The sequence below is a fragment of the Sanguibacter sp. 25GB23B1 genome (assembly GCF_040012415.1).
In the GTDB taxonomy this organism is placed as follows: domain Bacteria; phylum Actinomycetota; class Actinomycetes; order Actinomycetales; family Cellulomonadaceae; genus Sanguibacter.
In genome coordinates this window covers 1-17,433 of the sequence record NZ_JBDYKL010000054.1, presented here as the reverse complement: position 1 = coordinate 17,433, position 17,433 = coordinate 1, and the positions used below count along the sequence as shown (strand labels likewise).

17 protein-coding genes are annotated in these 17,433 nt (G+C 70.4%); 5 read left to right on the top strand and 12 right to left on the bottom strand.

Going from position 1 to position 17,433, the window contains the following annotated elements:
* Nucleotides 1-72 precede the first annotated feature (72 nt).
* Together ABKW26_RS19460 and ABKW26_RS19455 are read right to left on the bottom strand one after the other, a co-directional pair.
* A complete protein-coding gene (locus ABKW26_RS19460; RefSeq protein WP_348595742.1) occupies nucleotides 73-921 on the bottom strand; it encodes a thioredoxin domain-containing protein in 849 nt (282 codons plus the stop codon).
* Nucleotides 922-966: 45 nt separating this feature from the next.
* A complete protein-coding gene (locus tag ABKW26_RS19455) occupies nucleotides 967-2,730 on the bottom strand; it encodes a protein kinase (protein ID WP_348595741.1) in 1,764 nt (587 codons plus the stop codon).
* Between the two features lie 97 nt (nucleotides 2,731-2,827).
* On the opposite strand from ABKW26_RS19455, the gene otsA reads away from it, so the two are divergent.
* From otsA to ABKW26_RS19435, 4 genes are all read left to right on the top strand, one after another.
* Nucleotides 2,828-4,258: an alpha,alpha-trehalose-phosphate synthase (UDP-forming) gene (gene otsA / locus ABKW26_RS19450; RefSeq protein WP_348595740.1), complete on the top strand. Its 1,431-nt coding sequence runs from the start codon at nucleotides 2,828-2,830 to the stop codon at nucleotides 4,256-4,258.
* An 8-nt stretch (nucleotides 4,259-4,266) separates the two neighbouring features.
* A complete protein-coding gene (otsB, locus tag ABKW26_RS19445; RefSeq protein WP_348595739.1) occupies nucleotides 4,267-5,106 on the top strand; it encodes a trehalose-phosphatase in 840 nt (279 codons plus the stop codon).
* Nucleotides 5,107-5,308: 202 nt separating this feature from the next.
* Nucleotides 5,309-6,436, top strand: coding sequence for a sn-glycerol-3-phosphate ABC transporter ATP-binding protein UgpC (ugpC, locus tag ABKW26_RS19440; RefSeq protein ID WP_348595738.1), 1,128 nt, complete (start codon nucleotides 5,309-5,311; stop codon nucleotides 6,434-6,436).
* 121 nt (nucleotides 6,437-6,557) lie between these two features.
* Entirely contained in the window at nucleotides 6,558-7,799 is a 1,242-nt protein-coding gene (locus ABKW26_RS19435; protein WP_348595737.1) for a DUF4032 domain-containing protein, read from the top strand.
* Between the two features lie 85 nt (nucleotides 7,800-7,884).
* Here ABKW26_RS19435 and rlmB read toward each other — a convergent pair whose 3' ends face one another.
* From rlmB to ABKW26_RS19400, 7 genes are all read right to left on the bottom strand, one after another.
* Entirely contained in the window at nucleotides 7,885-8,994 is a 1,110-nt protein-coding gene (gene rlmB / locus ABKW26_RS19430) for a 23S rRNA (guanosine(2251)-2'-O)-methyltransferase RlmB (RefSeq protein ID WP_348595736.1), read from the bottom strand.
* Nucleotides 8,994-10,427 carry a cysteine--tRNA ligase gene (gene cysS, locus ABKW26_RS19425; protein WP_348595735.1) on the bottom strand — a complete coding sequence of 478 codons (1,434 nt, stop codon included), beginning with the start codon at nucleotides 10,425-10,427 and terminating at the stop codon, nucleotides 8,994-8,996. The genes rlmB and cysS overlap by 1 nt, the downstream gene beginning before the upstream one ends.
* Nucleotides 10,428-10,529: 102 nt before the next feature.
* A complete protein-coding gene (locus ABKW26_RS19420) occupies nucleotides 10,530-11,123 on the bottom strand; it encodes a hypothetical protein (protein ID WP_348595734.1) in 594 nt (197 codons plus the stop codon).
* Between the two features lie 129 nt (nucleotides 11,124-11,252).
* A complete protein-coding gene (locus ABKW26_RS19415; protein WP_348595733.1) occupies nucleotides 11,253-11,726 on the bottom strand; it encodes a VOC family protein in 474 nt (157 codons plus the stop codon).
* Between the two features lie 64 nt (nucleotides 11,727-11,790).
* On the bottom strand, nucleotides 11,791-12,276 hold the full coding sequence (gene ispF / locus ABKW26_RS19410) for a 2-C-methyl-D-erythritol 2,4-cyclodiphosphate synthase (protein ID WP_348595732.1): 486 nt from the start codon (nucleotides 12,274-12,276) through the stop codon (nucleotides 11,791-11,793).
* Nucleotides 12,273-13,067 carry a 2-C-methyl-D-erythritol 4-phosphate cytidylyltransferase gene (gene ispD, locus ABKW26_RS19405; RefSeq protein WP_348595731.1) on the bottom strand — a complete coding sequence of 265 codons (795 nt, stop codon included), beginning with the start codon at nucleotides 13,065-13,067 and terminating at the stop codon, nucleotides 12,273-12,275. The genes ispF and ispD overlap by 4 nt, the downstream gene beginning before the upstream one ends.
* Nucleotides 13,068-13,096: 29 nt before the next feature.
* A complete protein-coding gene (locus ABKW26_RS19400; protein WP_348595730.1) occupies nucleotides 13,097-13,579 on the bottom strand; it encodes a CarD family transcriptional regulator in 483 nt (160 codons plus the stop codon).
* Between the two features lie 263 nt (nucleotides 13,580-13,842).
* On the opposite strand from ABKW26_RS19400, the gene ABKW26_RS19395 reads away from it, so the two are divergent.
* Nucleotides 13,843-14,310 carry a hypothetical protein gene (locus ABKW26_RS19395; protein WP_348595729.1) on the top strand — a complete coding sequence of 156 codons (468 nt, stop codon included), beginning with the start codon at nucleotides 13,843-13,845 and terminating at the stop codon, nucleotides 14,308-14,310.
* A gap of 132 nt (nucleotides 14,311-14,442) precedes the next feature.
* Here ABKW26_RS19395 and pstB read toward each other — a convergent pair whose 3' ends face one another.
* From pstB to pstC, 3 genes are all read right to left on the bottom strand, one after another.
* Nucleotides 14,443-15,222, bottom strand: a complete 780-nt coding sequence (pstB, locus tag ABKW26_RS19390) for a phosphate ABC transporter ATP-binding protein PstB (RefSeq protein WP_348595728.1) — start codon at nucleotides 15,220-15,222, stop codon at nucleotides 14,443-14,445.
* 76 nt (nucleotides 15,223-15,298) lie between these two features.
* Nucleotides 15,299-16,360, bottom strand: a complete 1,062-nt coding sequence (pstA, locus tag ABKW26_RS19385; RefSeq protein WP_348595727.1) for a phosphate ABC transporter permease PstA — start codon at nucleotides 16,358-16,360, stop codon at nucleotides 15,299-15,301.
* The gene (gene pstC, locus ABKW26_RS19380; RefSeq protein ID WP_348595726.1) at nucleotides 16,360-17,289 is read right to left on the bottom strand and encodes a phosphate ABC transporter permease subunit PstC; all 930 of its coding nucleotides are present in this window, start codon (nucleotides 17,287-17,289) and stop codon (nucleotides 16,360-16,362) included. Before pstC ends, pstA begins: the two co-directional genes overlap by 1 nt.
* Between the last annotated feature and the right edge of the window lie 144 nt (nucleotides 17,290-17,433).

Below are 17,433 nucleotides of genomic sequence, written 5' to 3'. Positions count from 1 at the left end.
CCCCCCCCCCCCCCCCCCCCCCCCCCCCCCCCCCCCCCCCCCCCCCCCCCCCCACCGGTCTACCGGTCGCGACTACGGCTGGACGGTGGCCGTCCCCTGTGCGGCGGCGATGGCGCTGGAGAGGGCGCCGGGCTCGCTCCAGTTCCCGTTGAAGCGCTCGCCGTCGATGACGACGGTCGGGGTGCCGAAGCCACCCTCCGCGTTCGTCACGGCCGGGTCGCCGTACGCGACCTGCGTCAGTGCTGCGACGAAGTTCTTGTACGGCTGCTCGACGATCCCGGCAGCGACCTCCTCCGACACGCCTGCATCGACGGCGATCGTCTCGATCTGCTCGTCGGTGAGGCCCTCGGTGCCCTCGGCGGGCTGGTTGGTGAAGAGGGCGGTGTTGAACGCCAGCGCGTGCTCGGGGTCGTTCTCCGCGACGTAGGCGAAGGCTGCGGCGGAGCGGGTGGAGAACTCGGTGCCCATGGAGACGCCGTCGAGGATCGAGACGGGGTGGATCACCATGGTGATGTCGCCGGCGCTCCGGAGCTCGTCGAGCTCGGGGCCGTTGAGCGCCTCGAACTGTCCGCAGTTGGGGCACATGTAGTCGAGGTAGACGTCGACGGTCACCGCGTCGTCACCCGAGGTGGAGCCGGCCTCGCCGGTCGCTCCGAAGCTGATGCCACCGGCGGAGTTGGCCACCGCGGGGGCCTCGACCTCTGCGGGGATCTCTGCGATGCCCTCGAGGTCCGGTCCCCCGCTGCGCAGGATCGCCCAGACGATGACGCCGACGATCGCGAGGCCGGCGACGAGCGAGCCGATGATGATCGCACGGGTGCGCTTCTCGCGGCGCAGCTGCTCCTGCTGGAGCTTGAGCGCCTGGGCGCGTGCGGCGTCTCGGCGCTCCGCCTTCGACAGCTGGGGGTCCTTCGTAACCATGCGTTCGCAACCTTTGCAGAGGTGGGCCCGGTGAGAGCCGCCAGTTTACGACCCGAAACTGGGGGGTTCCTGAAGGGGGGACCACACGATCGGGTGCCGGTCGACGATCATGTCGGCGAAGTACGCGGCCACGACGAGCCCCACGAGGACGATGACGAGGCTGCCGAGCCAGCCGGGTGCCACACGCTGCAGGGTCACGCGCGCGCCGTAGCGCGCGAGGAGCGTCACGGGACCGAACCACATGAGCACGGCGGCGATGACGACGCTGACACCGACGACGACGGTGAGCTCCCACCGGTCGCCGCTGCCGAGCACGAGGCGGTCCGTGCTCGCGAACCACCACAGGACCCCGCCCACCACGACGACGGCGCTCGCCGCGACGAGCAGCGACGGCACCGTGGCGACGACCGTTCGGACGAGGTGCCACGGTGCGCGGACGACGGCCTGCACCCCGTCCGACCCGCGGACGCCGCGGTGCTCGCGGCGTGAGTGGAAGGCGTCGTGCGTCACCCCTACGAAGCGGCTGACGAGCACGAGAGCGAGGAGGACGACGAAGGTCCACCCGGGGTAGGTGGCGCCGGCCAGCACGAGCGGCAGCGCGAGCGCGAGGACGGAGCCGGTGCGGCGACGGACGACGGGGCGGGCGTAGCCCGGCGCCTCGAGCGGTGCGAGCGGGACGTCCTGGGTCGAGGTGATCGGGGGCCGGCCGTCCCACGGCTGGTCGGGCTGCTGCCCGACCGTGGCGACGGGGATGAAGGGGGGTGGGGGCGGTCCGGGCGCGTAGCCGTCGGCCGGCTGGGCGACGGGCATGACGACGGTGGAGCCTTCGACAGGGCTCGGCGGTAGCGGCCCGACAGCTCCGATGAGTGCTGTGCTGCCGTCGTTGCTCGGCTCGGCAGCGAGGCCTGAGCCGGGCGACCCGGCCCCTGCCGGTACGACCTCGGTGAGCGGGGCGACGGCGACGGCGGCGGTCGCGTCCTCGGCCGGCTCCGGCTCGTCTCCCTCTTCCGCGGCCGTCCGCAGCACGGCGACGACCTCGTCGGCCGAGAGGCGGTCGGCCGGGTCGGCACACAGAGCTCCTCGCAGGGCCTTCGTCGTGAGCGGACCGAGGCCCGCCGTGTCCGGGTCGCCCGAGCGTGCGCGTGTGATGACGGCCTCGAGCGGGCGCACCCCGAAGGGGGCGCGGCCGGTCGCGGCATAGACGAGGAGCGCTGCCCAGCCCCACCAGTCGCTCGCGACGGACGGGTCCTGGCGGTCGATGAGCTCCGGTGCGAGGTACCCCGGCGTCCCCATGACGAAGCCGGTCGACGTGAGTCGCGCGTCCTCCATGCCGTGGGCGATGCCGAAGTCGATGAGGACCGGCCCGTCGTCGCTGATGAGGACGTTGCTCGGCTTGAGGTCGCGGTGGATGACACCGGCGGCGTGCACGGCCGCGAGCGCGCCCTGGAGCTGGTCGGCGAGCTCGTGCAGGTCGACGGGGTCGAGCGGGCCGCCGTTGGCGATCTCGACCTCGAGCGTCGGGCCGTCGACGAGCTCGGTGACGATGAACATCTCGGCCGAGTCGGCCTCAGCGTCGAGCACCTGCGCGACCGACGGGTGACGGACCTTCTGCAGCGCCGCGACCTCGCGCCCGAGGCGCCTGCGCATCTCCGCGTCGGGAGCGAAGTTCGGGTGGAGGACCTTGAGGGCGACGGGGGTCCCGCCGCCGTCCACAGCCTTGTACACGACGCCCATCGCGCCAGAGCCGAGGGGGGACACGATGCTGTACCCGCCGATCTCCGTCCCAGGTTCCAGTCCGATGCGTTCCATGTGGCAACCGTAGGCGAGACACGCCTCACACCTGTCCAATAGGCGCATTTCTCGGGGTGTCGATACCCTAGGACCGATTCCAAGGAGTTGATCAAGCATGGGTAAAGACGGGTTCAGTCTCGTGGTGGTGGCCAACAGGCTTCCGGTGGACATGACGGTCGCAGAGGACGGGTCCGTCGAGTGGCAGCGGTCCCCCGGTGGACTGGTGACGGCGCTGGAGCCGGTCATGCAGAGCGCCGACGGCGCGTGGGTCGGCTGGTCGGGTGCGGCGGGGCTCGAGGCGGAGCCCTTCGACGCCGACGACATGCGGCTCGTGCCCGTGACCCTCAGCGAGACGGAGATCGAGCGCTACTACGAGGGGTTCTCCAACGACACCCTCTGGCCGCTCTACCACGACGTCATCGCGCCGCCGGCCTTCCACCGTCAGTGGTGGGACGCCTACCGGCGCGTCAACCAGCGCTTCGCCGAGGCCGCAGCCGGCCAGGCCGCGCAGGGCGCGATCGTCTGGGTCCAGGACTACCAGCTCCAGCTCGTGCCGAAGATGCTGCGAGAGCTGCGCCCCGACCTGCGCATCGGCTTCTTCAACCACATCCCGTTCCCACCCCTCGAGCTCTTCCAGCAGCTCCCGTGGCGCAGGCAGGTCATCGAAGGCCTGCTCGGAGCCGACCTCATCGGCTTCCAGCGGGCGGGCGACGCGTCGAACTTCATCCGCGCCGTGCGCCGCCTCACCGACCTCACCACGCGTGGCCAGATCATCACGATGGAGGGGCACGACGGGAAGCCGAGCCGCCACGTCCGCGCGGCTCCGTTCCCCATCTCCATCGACTCCCAGCGGTTCGACGACCTCGCCCGCACCCCCGAGGTCCAGGCCCGTGCCCGGGCGATCCGCGAGGACCTCGGCGACCCCGAGATCGTCATGCTCGGCGTCGACCGGCTCGACTACACGAAGGGCATCCGGCACCGGATCAAGGCCTACGGCGAGCTCCTCCAGGACGGGCGCCTCGACCCGAGCAAGTCCACGCTCGTCCAGGTCGCCAGCCCGAGCCGCGAGAACGTCGGCGCCTACCAGGAGCTCCGCGAGCACGTCGAGGGCCTCGTGGGCCGCCTCAACGGCGAGTACGGGGAGATCGGCCACAGCGCCATCCACTACCTGCACCACTCCTACCCGCCGGACGAGATGGCTGCGCTGTATCTCGCCGCCGACGTCATGCTCGTGACGTCCTTGCGCGACGGCATGAACCTCGTGGCGAAGGAGTACGTCGCCGCGCGCTCCGACGACAACGGCGTCCTCGTGCTGTCCGAGTTCACCGGCGCGGCCGACGAGCTCGCCGGGGCGCTCCTCGTGAACCCGCACGACATCGACGGCATGAAGGAGGCCATCCTCCACGGCGCGCACATGGACCCCAAGGACAAGCGCAAGCGCATGCGCCGCCTGCGTCGGCGCGTGCTCACCGACGACGTCGCGAAGTGGTCCGAGAGCTTCCTCGGTGTCCTGAGCGCCATGCCGTCCCGCACCACCTACGTCTGAGGTCCATCATGTCGCTCGAATCCGTCCCGTCCGCCGTCGCGAGCCTCGTGGAGCGACTCGGGCGCTCCGCCCAGACCGGGCCCGTGCTCGTCGCGACCGATTTCGACGGGGTGCTCGCCCCGCTCGTCGACGACCCGTCGGCGTCCCGGTCGACCCCTGCCGCGAGCGCGGCGCTCGTCCGGCTCGCCGCGCTGCCTCACGACCGCGTGCGCGTCGCCCTCGTCTCCGGTCGCAATCTCGAGACGCTGGCCCAGCTCGCGCACGCACCGTCCGGCGCGATCCTCGTCGGGAGCCACGGGGCGGAGCGCGGCGCGATCCAGCAGGACCCGAGCGACGACACGAGCACCCGCCTGCCCGACCTCGTGCGCGAGCCCTTCACCGTGACCTCCGAGCAGGCATCGATGCTCTCCGAGGTCACCGAGGGGCTCGAGGCGGTCGCGAGCCGGGTCGAGGGCGCCTGGGTCGAGCACAAGCCGTCCGCGGCCGTCCTGCACACCCGCCTGTCGGCGGAGGCCGCCGCCGCGGAAGCCTCGGCGGAGGCGGTCGCGCTCGGTGAGCGTCTGGGCGCCCACGTCATGAGCGGCAAGGGCGTCGTCGAGGTCGCGGTGGTCGAGACGTCGAAGGGGCAGGCGCTCCTCGACCTGCGCGCCGAGCTCGGGGCTCCGGTCGTCTTCTACATGGGCGACGACGTGACGGACGAGCGTGCGTTCGCCGTCCTCGGGGACGAGGACCTCACGGTGAAGGTCGGCTCCGGCGAGACCGTCGCCCGCCTGCGGGTGGCCGACACCGACGAGGCGGCCGAGATGCTCACCGCGCTCGCGGACGCCCTCGAGCAGGCGCTCGCCTAAGCCTGCGGGCAGGTGTCGCCGGCAGCACCATGTGACGGCTGACACAAGCGCGTGTACGATGCTCGACAGGCTCAGGTCGCCACGACCGGGGTCACAACTGAAGACGAGTGTCAGCGCGGACACCATGCACCACGCGAAGCGAGACACCCCATTCACTACGGATCGTCCGGCACGTACCTGCCGGTGAAGGGATGCCATCACCATGGCTACAGTTACTTTCGACCACGCCAGCCGCATCTACCCCGGGACCGAGCGCCCCGCGGTGGACCAGCTCAACCTCCACGTCGAGGACGGCGAGTTCCTCGTCCTCGTGGGCCCCTCGGGCTGTGGAAAGTCGACCTCCCTGCGCATGCTCGCAGGTCTCGAGGACGTCAACGCGGGCCGCATCCTCATCGGTGACCGCGACGTCACCGACGTGCAGCCCAAGGACCGCGACATCGCGATGGTCTTCCAGAACTACGCGCTGTACCCGCACATGTCCGTCGCGGACAACATGGGCTTCGCCCTGAAGATCGCCGGCAAGCCGAAGGCCGAGATCCGCTCACGCGTCGAAGAGGCCGCGAAGATCCTCGACCTCAGCGAGTACCTCGACCGCAAGCCGAAGGCGCTCTCCGGTGGCCAGCGCCAGCGCGTCGCCATGGGCCGTGCGATCGTCCGTCAGCCGCAGGTCTTCCTCATGGACGAGCCGCTGTCGAACCTCGACGCCAAGCTCCGCGTCCAGACCCGCACGCAGATCGCGTCGCTGCAGCGTCGCCTCGGCGTCACGACCGTCTACGTCACGCACGACCAGACCGAGGCGCTCACCATGGGCGACCGCATCGCGGTCCTCAAGGACGGCCTCCTCCAGCAGGTCGGCACCCCGCGCGAGATGTACGACGCCCCCCAGAACGTCTTCGTCGCCGGCTTCATCGGCTCCCCCGCGATGAACCTCGGCACGTTCACGATCAACAACGGCGTCGCCCAGATCGGTCAGGCGCGCATCCCGATCTCCCGCAGCGCCATCGCCGGCATGACGGCCGAGGACAAGGGCAAGGTCACCCTCGGGTTCCGCCCCGAGGCCCTCGACATCGTCGACGCCTCCGACCCGTCCGCGATCCCCATCGAGGTGAACATCGTCGAGGAGCTCGGCTCCGACGCATACGTCTACGGCACCCTCAAGGGCGTCGACGGCGTCGACCTCCACTCCGCCGGTGCAGGCGACCACGAGGTCATCGTGCGCATCAACCCGCGCACGGCACCCGCGAAGGGCGAGCGCATCCACGTCTCGATCCGCGCGGGCCAGGAGCACGTCTTCTCCGCGAGCACCGGTCTCCGGCTCGACAGCATCTGACGTAGGTTGAGGGGGCGGGTCCGGCCGAGAGGCTGAACCCGCCCCCTTCGCTCTGTCCGCACGAGCCCGCGCGGACACCGGCTCCCCCGGCCCGCTCCGACCCACGGAAAGGAACACCCCCGTGGCGCAGAACCTCCAGATCACGGCGGCGTCACCCGACCCCGCCCTGCTCGACCTCCCGTGGGACGTCCCGCTCGAGGAGTGGCCGGCCTCCGTGCTCGCCGCCCTCCCTCGCGGTCTGTCGCGGCACGTCGTGCGGTTCGTCCGGCTGTCCGGAGGGGTCATCGCGGTCAAGGAGATCGGCGAGTCGGTCGCGTACCGCGAGTACGAGCTGCTGCGCCAGCTGAGCCGCGTCGACGTCCCGAGCGTCGAGCCGGTCGGCGTCATCACGGGCCGCCAGGACAAGAACGGTGAGCGGCTCGAAGCGGTGCTCATCACGAAGCACCTGCAGTTCTCCCTGCCCTACCGTTCCCTCTTCAGCCAGACGCTCCGCCCGGACACGGCGACGCGTCTCATCGACGCTCTCGCCGTCCTCCTCGTCCGCCTCCACCTCATCGGCTTCTACTGGGGTGACGTGTCGCTCTCCAACACCCTCTTCCGGCGCGACGCCGAGACCTTCGCGGCCTACCTCGTCGACGCCGAGACCGGCGACCTCCACCAGAAGCTGAGCAACGGCCAGCGGAACTACGACGTGGACCTCGCGCGCACGAACATCATCGGCGAGCTCATGGACCTCGCGGCCGGCGAGCTCCTCGACGAGGACATCGACACCATCGCCATCGGCGACGCGCTGCTCGAGCGGTACAACGAGCTGTGGAGCGCCCTCACGGAAGAGGAGTCGTTCGGGTCCGACGAGCGCTGGCGCGTCGCAGCCCGCATCGAACGCCTCAACCACCTCGGCTTCGACGTCGGTGAGCTGGAGATGACCACCGACATCGACGGGACGAGCGTCCAGATCCAGCCGAAGGTGGTCGACGCCGGCCACCACTCCCGCCGGCTCATGCGCCTCACCGGACTCGATGTCCAGGAGAACCAGGCACGTCGCCTGCTCAACGACCTCGATGCCTTCCGTGCGGCGACGGAGCGCCAGAACGACGACGAGGAGTTCGTGGCCCACGACTGGTTCTCCGGTGTCTTCGAGCCCACCGTCCGTGCCGTCCCGCGGGACCAGCGACGCAAGCTCGAGCCGGCACAGCTCTTCCACGAGGTCCTCGACCACCGGTGGTACATCTCGGAACAGGCAGGACGCGACGTGCCGATGTCGGAGGCTGTGGAGAGCTACGTCGACCAGGTCCTCCGGCACCGGCCGGACGAGATGGCCATCCTCGGGCTCCCGCCGGAAGCCGCAGACCAGCAGGAGTAGCAGCACGCGTGCAGGAACGCCCGTGGGGGCCGGTCTCGTCAGACCGGCCCCCACGGGCGTTCCTGGGCGTCTCGCGGGCCTGTGCTCAGGCCTTCGCGGCCTCGGACCTGCGCGTGCGCGCCACCTCGTAGAGCGAGATCCCGGCGGCGACCCCGGCGTTGAGGGACTCGACCTCGGACCCGATGGGGATCGACGCGATGACGTCGCACGTCTCGCGCACCAGCCGGGACAGTCCCTTGCCCTCAGACCCGACCACGAGCACGAGCGGGTCGGTCGCGAAGGCCAGCTCACCGATCTCGGTCGACCCACCGCCGTCGAGCCCGACGATGAAGCACCCGGCAGACTTGTACTCGAGGAGCGTCCGGACGAGGTTCGTGGCGCGAGCCACGGGGACCCGGGCGGCCGCTCCGGCAGAGACCTTCCATGCCGACGCGGTGACGCCGGCCGAGCGACGCTCGGGGACGAGCACGCCGTGCGCGCCGAAGGCTCCTGCGGAGCGCAGGACGGCACCGAGGTTGCGCGGGTCCGTCACCCCGTCGAGGGCGATGATGAGCGGGCGCTCCCCGGCCGTCGCCGCGGCGTCGAGGAGGTCGTCGGGCTCGCTGTACTCGTACGGCGGAACCTGGATCGCGACCCCCTGGTGCACGGAGTCGTCGGTGAGCCGGTCAAGCTCCGGCTTCGTGACCTCGAGGAGGTTGTAGCCGCGGCCCGAGGCGATCTGGAGGATCTCCCGCGTGCGGTCGTCAGCCTCGAGACGCGTGCCGAAGTAGACCGTCGTCACAGGGATGCGGGCACGGAGCGCCTCAAGGACGGCGTTGCGCCCCGCGACGATCTCGTGGGTCGCCGACCCGCTGCGCTTGGCGGGCTTGCCGCGGCTCGGACCCGAGGAGCGGCTGCCGGTGGGGCGAGCGTACCCACCCGCACTGGGCCGGCCGCTGCTCCCCTGGCGCGGGGACGAGGATGCAGCGCCCTGACGCGGGCTGCTCGAGCCGCCGTTGCGTCCGCTCTCGTACGTCTCGCCACGCTCGGCCGCAGCCTTGCGCTTCGACGCGATGTGGTGCGGGCGCTCCTCCGCCTTCGGCGTCGGCCCGCGGCCCTCGAGGGCCTGCTTGCCCCAACCGCCGGAGCCGATCTTCGCACCCTTCTTGGAACCTGCCTTGCGCACCGCTCCGCGGCGCTGTGAGTTGCCTGCCATCAGTTCTGGTCCTCCGTAGGTGTGGCGGCGAGTGTCCATCGCGCGCCGGTAGCTGAGTCCTCGACGAGGATGCCGGCCCGCGCGAGGCGGTCCCGGATAGCGTCCGAGGTGGCGAAGTCCCGGGCCGCGCGCGCGTCGGCGCGGGCCTCGAGCTCGCAGGTGATGAGGGCGTCGAGAGCGGTGGCGTACCGGCTGTCGCCGGACGTGTCCGCCCACTGGGCCGGGTCGAGGCCGAGCACGTCGAGCATGGACCGCACGGCGACGAGCTCGGCACGCGCACCGTGGTCGTCCCGCTCAGCGAGGGCCGAGTTACCTGCCTTGAGGTGCTCGTGCACGACGGCGAGCGCCGCCGAGACATTGAGGTCGTCGTCCATCGCCGCGACGAACGCAGCGGGGAGCTCCGCCCCGGTCACCGCGTCCGCGGGCAGCGCCCCGACCCGCTCCGTCGCACGCTCGACGAAACCGAGGAAACGGTCCCACGTGGCGTCCGCGTCGGCGACCGTCTCCGCCGTCCACTCGATCATGGAGCGGTAGTGGACCCCAGCGAGCGCGAATCGCAGGACCGCCGGCCGGGTGCGCTGGAGGACCTCGGAGACGAGCAGCCCGTTGCCCAGCGACTTGCTCATCTTCGCGCCACCCTGGGTCACCCACGCGGAGTGCATCCAGTACCGCGCGAAGTCGTAGCCGGCCGCTCGGGACTGCGCCTGCTCGTTCTCGTGGTGCGGGAACCGCAGGTCGAGCCCTCCGCCGTGGATGTCGAAGGTCTGCCCCAGGTAGCGCTGCGCCATGGCCGAGCACTCGAGGTGCCATCCGGGTCGTCCCCGACCGAAGGGGGTGGGCCAGGACGCGCTCTCCGGCTCCCTCGGCTTGGCGGCCTTCCACAGCGCGAAGTCGCGCGGGTCCCGCTTCGCGCTGACCTCGCTCTCGTCCTGTGCGGGCGCGAGATCCTCGAGACGTTGGTTGGTCAGCGACCCGTACTGCTCCCACGACCGCACGTCGAAGTACACGTCGCCCTCGCCCGCCTGATAGGCGTGCCCCGCCTCGACGAGGCGTTCCATGAGGTCGACCATGTCCGTCACGTGGCCGGTCGCCCGCGGCTCGTACGTCGCGGGCAGGTTGCCGAGCGCCGCGTACGCGTCTGAGAAGGCGCGTTCGTTGATCGCGGCCCACGCCCACCACGGTTCGTCGGCCGCCGCGGACTTCGCGATGATCTTGTCGTCGATGTCCGTGACGTTGCGGATGTACGTGACCCGCAGGCCCGTCCGGCGCAGCCAGCGCACGAGAACGTCGAACGCCACGGAGAAGCGCATGTGGCCGATGTGGGGCGCTCCCTGGACCGTCGCACCACACACGTAGAGCCCGACCTCACCCTGGATCACGGGGTGGAAGTCGCGCAGATCACGCGTGGCGGTGTCGTACAGTCGAAGGGTCACGGACCTAAGGTTACCGGCGGGCGCCCTCGTGCGATGAACCGGCGCGGGTGCGTGACGGTTCGGGAGCGCCTCCACCCCCTCGCACCTGCGCCGGACGACGTGTCAGGACGGCTCGGCGAGCGTCGCGAGGTACTGCGCGAGCATCCGCACCTGCGACTCCGCCAGCTCGGTGTCGCGGTCGACCACCCAGGCCAGGCAGACGCCGTCGAGGAACGTCGCCGCGAACCGGGCGATCTCCTCGGCCGGGCGCGACCAGGTGATGCCGTCCCGCTGGGCGAGGAAGCCGAGCAGCGTCAGCGCCGCGTCGTACGCGCGGTCGTAGCGACCCGAGACGAGCGGACGAAGCATCGTGCGACGCAGGGCGAGCATCGCGAGCTCGTAGCTCACGAGCTGGAGGTCCCTGCGGGCGGACATCATCCCCCACAGCTGCAACGCGATCGACTCGAGCGCTTCACCGAGCGACCCCGGCACGTCGAGATCGACGGCCTCGAGGCCGATGTGCCGCCTGCCCAGCGATGCACTCATCGCCTGGAGCAGGTCCGCGTGGTCGTCGAAGCTGCCGTGCGCCGCGTCCCAGGACATCCCGGCGGCGTGCGCCGCCGCCCGCAGGTTCACGTGCTCGACACCTTGGTCGGCCGCAAGCTCCAACGCCGCGTCGACGACCCGGTCCCGGCGCTCGTCGAGCGTCCATCCCATAGTGCCCTCCTCGGTCTCGTCCCCCGCAACCACCTCATCATGCTGCACCGATGGGCGTGGAGGACTCTTGACCCAGTGGGTGGACGCACCCGGTCGCACAGGCGAGAACCCCACCGGCCCTCCCGGGGCCTACCCGTCGTACGCGGCCTGGAGGTCCGGGATCGAGATCTTGACCATCGGAAGCATCGCCTCCATGACACGCTGCGACCGCACGGGGTCCGGGTCGGAGAGCAGGGACTTGAGCTGGACGGGGACGACCTGCCACGACACGCCGAACCTGTCCTTGAGCCAGCCGCACTGCGAGGGGGAGCCACCGTCGCTCAGGAGAGCGTCCCAGATCCGGTCGAGCTCGTCCTGGCCCTCGACCTCGACGGCGAAGGACACCGCCTCGGTGAACGCGGACGGCGGGCCGCCGTTGAGCGCCTGGAAGGGGCGTCCGTCGAGCTCGAGCTCGACGAGGATGGCTGTTCCCGCGGGGAGCGGGCCGCCCTCGCCATACCGGGAGACGTCGCCGATCCGCGAGTTCTTGAAGATGGACACGTAGAACGTGGCGGCGTCCTCGGCCTCGGTGCCGAACCACAGGCAGGGCGTGATGGTGCTCATGAACGACTCCTTCGTCGCGGCTGATCGGTGCACCTCTCAGGATCGCACCGGGATGCGACGGTTTCTAGACCGGCACGACGAGCGCCGTGGCGATGGCGGCCAGGCCCTCTCCTCGGCCGGTGAGGCCGAGCCCGTCGGTCGTCGTCGCCGTGACCGTCACCGGCGCTCCTGCCGCGGCGCTGAGCGCGACCTGCGCCTCGGCGCGACGCGTGCCCAGTCGCGGTCGGTTGCCGACGAGCTGGACGGCGACGTTGCCGATCTCGAACCCGGCAGCCCGGACCCGCGCGGCCGCCTCGGCGAGCAGCGCGGCCCCCGCGGCGTCGGCCCACTCCGGGGCGCTCGTGCCGAAGTTGGAGCCGAGGTCACCGAGCCCGGCGGCGGAGAAGAGCGCGTCCGCCGCGGCGTGGGCGACGACGTCGGCGTCCGAGTGGCCCGCGAGCCCCTGCTCGTCCGGCCAGTACAGCCCGGCGACCCAGAGCTCACGCGGTGCGTCGGCTGGAGCGAAGGCGTGGACGTCCACACCGAGGCCGGTGCGCGGCAGGACGGTCACCGGGCTCCGTCCGTCGCACCGGGAGCGTCGGTCTGCCCCGCGGCGAGATCGCTCGCGAGCAGTCTCGCCACGGCGAGGTCGTGCGCCGTCGTGATCTTCAGGGCTGCCGAGTGGCCCTCGACGACCCATACCGTCTCGCCCACGGCCTCGACGAGGGTCGCGTCGTCCGTCGCGGCGGTCTCCTCGGAGCGCGCTCGGTCGACGCCCGCCGCGTGTGCGCGGACGAGCAGGTCCCAGGTGAAGCCCTGAGGCGTCTGGACCGCACGCAGCGACGAACGGTCCGCGGTGCCCGCGACGAGCTCCGGCCCGCTGGCATCGAGCGCGGGCGCGACGAGCTTCATCGTGTCGGTCACCGCGTATCCGGGGATCACCGCGCTGTATCCGGCACGCACGGTCTCGATGATGCGCTGCATCATCTCTGCCGGGGCCAGCGGACGCGCCGCGTCGTGCACGAGGACGACCTCGTAGGCCGGGTGTCCTGCGGCTTCTCGCTCGAGCGCTGCGATCCCGGCCGCCACGGAGGCCTGCCGCGTCGCTCCGCCGGGGACGACCTCCCACGGGACCGTCAGCTCGGACGTCGACCGGAGGACGTCCTCGAAAGCTGCGACATGGTCGACGGGCGCCGTCACGACGATGCGGCAGACCTCACCGGTCGATGCCAGCCCCAACGCCGCGTGCGCCAGGAGCGTCCGGCCGGCGAGCTCGACGAGCGCCTTCGGGTAGCCAAAACCAAGACGGCTGCCGGAACCGGCAGCCGTCAGGATGGCGACGGAGGCCATGGTCGCCGTCACGGGGTGGTGCTCGTCGAACGTCGGTGCACTCAGGATGCGAGGACCTCGTCGAGGATCGCTTCGGCCTTCTCCTCTTCGGTGTGCTCGGCGAGTGCGAGCTCCGACACGAGGATCTGACGAGCACGAGCTAGCATGCGCTTCTCGCCGGCCGAGAGGCCACGATCTGCATCCCGGCGCGAGAGGTCGCGGACGACCTCAGCGACCTTGATCACGTCACCGGACGCGATCTTCTCGACGTTGGCCTTGTACCGACGCGACCAGTTCGTCGGTTCTTCCGTGTACGGGGCGCGCAGGACCTCGAACACGCGGTCGAGACCCTCCTGGCCCACGACGTCACGGACTCCGACGAGGTCGACGTTGTCCGCTGGCACCTCGATCGTCAGATCTCCCTGCGCAACCTTGAGCTTGAGGTAGATCTTGTCCTCGCCACGGACTGTTCTGGTCTTGATCTCTTCGATAAGAGCGGCACCGTGGTGCGGGTAGACAACGGTCTCCCCAACTGTGAACGTCATCTGTGGAAGTCCCCTTTCGCGGATGCCCATCTTACCACGTCAGAACGTTGGAATTCCGGGGCGGTCGTCAGGTATCACGCGCGAGGACACTCGAGCGCGGCCCGGGTCGGGCCCCGCGCTGTGGCTGCGACCACAGCGTCGAGGGCGCGTGGAAGACCGGTGGACCGGTACGATCGGGAGGATATGGCCCGCGCCGGTCGTCGCGGGCTGAGCAGCCGGAAGCCGCCACGCGAGGCCCGCACGCGACTACAGGAGTTCACCAGATGCGCCAGAAGACCTTGCCCCGTCCAGCGCTCGCCCTCGGCGTCGCAGGTCTCGCCCTCGCGCTCTCCGCGTGCTCGCCGATCACGACGGACGAGCCGTACGCGGCCTCCGACGGCATTCGCGCACAGGTGGGCGACCTCGAGGTCCTCAACCTCATGATCATCAGCGAGGGCGACGGAGCCGCCGGGCGCCTCCTCGGCGCTGTGAGCAGCTCGGCGACGGAGTCCTCCACGTTGACGATCACCGCACAGGACGGCTCGATCGAGATCCCCGTGCGGCTCGACGCCGGACAGACCGTCAACTTCTCGGCGGACGGCGAGCGCGAAGACATCGCGAGCGTCCCGGTCGCGACGGGCGCGAACCTCCCCGTGACGTTGACCGACGCCTCCGGCGAGAGCGTCGACGTCTACGTGCCGGTGCTCGACGGCACGCTCGGCGAGTACGCGGACTCGGTCCCGACCGAGTAGGCGCACGGCCGTCCGCGGGCCGACCGCTGAGAGGACCGCAGCAGCGGCGCCAACCGCAGGAAGCGCACGAGGGCCGGTCTCCCCCAGGGGAGGCCGGCCCTCGTCGTGCTCAGCGGCTCGTGCGGGCGCAGGTCACCCGAAACGACCGGAAATGTAGTCCTCGGTCGCCTTCTGAGTCGGCGAAGAGAACATGGTCGAGGTCTCGTCCATCTCGATGAGACGGCCGGGCTTGCCCGTCCCCGCGATGTTGAAGAAGGCGGTGCGGTCGCTCACGCGAGCCGCCTGCTGCATGTTGTGGGTGACGATGACGATCGTGTACTCGTCCTTGAGCTCGGCCATGAGGTCCTCGATGGCGAGCGTGGAGATCGGGTCGAGCGCCGAGCAGGGCTCGTCCATGAGGAGGATGTCCGGCTTCACCGCGATCGCGCGTGCGATGCACAGACGCTGCTGCTGTCCGCCGGAGAGGGACGACCCCGGGCGACCGAGGCGGTCCTTCACCTCGTTCCACAGGTTGGCGCCCTGCAGCGACGACTCGACGAGGTCCGACGCGTCGGACTTCGAGATACGACGGTTGTTCAACCGGACGCCCGCGAGGACGTTCTCTTCGATGGACATCGTCGGGAACGGGTTCGGCCGCTGGAAGACCATGCCGACCTGGCGTCGGACCTCGACCGGGTCGACCTCCGGCGCGTAGAGGTCCCGACCGTCCATGACGGCCTTGCCCTCGACACGCGCGCCGGGGATGACCTCGTGCATGCGGTTGAGCGTGCGGAGGAAGGTGGACTTCCCGCAGCCCGACGGGCCGATGAGCGCCGTGACGGAACGCTCCTCGATGGCCATGGACACGTCAGCCACGGCGAGGAAATCGCTGTAGTAGACGTTCAGGTCGCTGACGTCGATGCGCTTGGACACGTGGTTCCTTTCAGGGTGCTCGCCGGTGCGGAGGCGGTGACGGCGGACGGTGCGGGGTGAGTCGGGCGGCCGCCGGTCAACGGGTCGCCTTGGGCGAGAAGTACCGGCTCACGAGCCGGGCGACGACGTTGAGGATCATGACGATCGCGATGAGTGTCAGTGCGGCGGCCCAGGCCCGGTCGACACCGATGCCGCCCTGTGAGTACTGACGGTAGGCGTACACCGGGAGCGTCGCCATGCGGCCGTCGAAGAGGTCCCAGTTGACGTCCGCGATGATCCCGACGGTGAGCAGCAGCGGGGCTGTCTCGCCGATGACGCGGGCGACGGCGAGCATGACTCCGGTGACGATCCCCGCGACGGCCGTGCGCAGGACGACCTTGATGATCGTCAGGTACTTCGGCACGCCGAGCGCGTACGCGGCCTCGCGCAGCTCGTTCGGGACGAGACGCAGCATCTCCTCCACCGACCGGATGACCACCGGGATCATGAGGACCGAGAGTGCGGCCGCACCCATGAGACCGGACCGGTAGGCCGGGCCGAACACCATGGTGAAGAGCGTGAAGGCGAACAGACCCGCGACGATCGACGGGATCCCGGTCATGACGTCGACGAGGAACGTGATGCTGCGGGCGAGGTGGCCCTGCCCGTACTCGACGAGGTAGATCGCGGTCAGGAGCCCGATGGGGACCGAGATGACCGCCGCGGCGAGCGTGATGAGGAGGGTCCCCATGATCGCGTGGTAGACGCCACCCTCGGTCATCTGACCGTAGACACCCACCATGTTGGTGTTGAGGAAGGTGACGCTGAACTGCTTGGACCCTTCCTTGACGACCGTCCACAGCAGGGAGATGAGCGGGATGAGCGCCACGCCGAACGCCAGCGTCACGAGTGTCGTGGCCAGGCGGTCCGTGGCACGGCGCTCGCCCTCGACCACGCGGGACGTCACGGTCAGCCCGACGGCGTAGAGCACGATCGCGGTGGCGACCACGGTCGCGACCGTGGGGCTCCCGAGCACGAGCATGAGCAGGAAGGCGAGGACGAGCGCGCCGGCCGCGAACGCCCACGGCGACCAGGTGGGGAGCCTGCGGCGAGCTGAGGTCTGCGTCCCCGCGAGGGGGTCGACGGTCGTGGTCGTCATCAGTTGGCTCCAGAGAACTCGCTGCGGCGGGAGATGATCCACCGCGCGAACATGTTGACGGCGAGGGTGATCACGAACAGCGCGAGGCCGGTCGCGATGAGCGCACTGACGGACAGCCCGGACGCCTCCGGGAACTTCGAGGCGATGTTCGCCGCGATCGACTGGTGCTGTCCCGGCTTGAGCAGGAAGAAGGAGTACAGGAATCCTGGGGACAGGATCATGAGGACTGCCATCGTCTCGCCGAGCGCGCGGCCGAGTCCGAGCATGGAGGCGCTGATGACGCCCGAGCGGCCGAACGGGATGACGGCCATGCGGACCATCTCCCAGCGCGTAGCGCCCAGTGCGAGCGCAGCCTCCTCGTGCAGGACGGGCGTCTGGAGGAAGACCTCACGAGTGACCGCGGTGATGATCGGGAGGATCATGACCGCGAGGACGACCGACGCGGTGAGAATGTTCTTCGCCGGAGGCTGGTACCCCTCGAACAGCGGGATGAAGCCGAGGAAGTCGGTCATCCACCGGAAGATCGGGTCGAGCGTCGGGGCGAGCCACAACGCACCCCACAAGCCGTAGACGACCGACGGGATGGCCGCGAGGAGGTCGATGACGTACCCGAGCGCCTGCGCGAGGGCGCGCGGCGCATAGTGTGAGATGAAGAGCGCGATCCCGACCGAGAGCGGGACGGCGATGAGGAGCGCGAGCAGCGACGCGAGCAGCGTGCCGAAGATCAGCGGTCCGACGTAGGCCAGCAGCGAGTCTCCCTGGAACCAGGAGATCTCCTGCAGCTCTTCGGGGCTGGCGGTCAGCGCGGGCCACGCGCGCAGCACGAGGAACCCGGCGACTGCCGCCAGGGTGAGGAGGATGGTCAGGCCTGCGGCGACGGAGAGGTACTGGAAGACGCGCCCGGCGATGCCGCCCTGGTTGCGCTTCACGTCCGGCTCTCTCTCGTCGTGCTGCTTCTCGGCCCTCGTGGGGCTCAGTACGGCCACTGGTTCTCCGTCGATGGTGATGGGTGGATCGGGTCGAACGGCGGGTGGGGGGGGGGGGGGGGGGGGGGGGGGGGGGGGGGGGGGGGG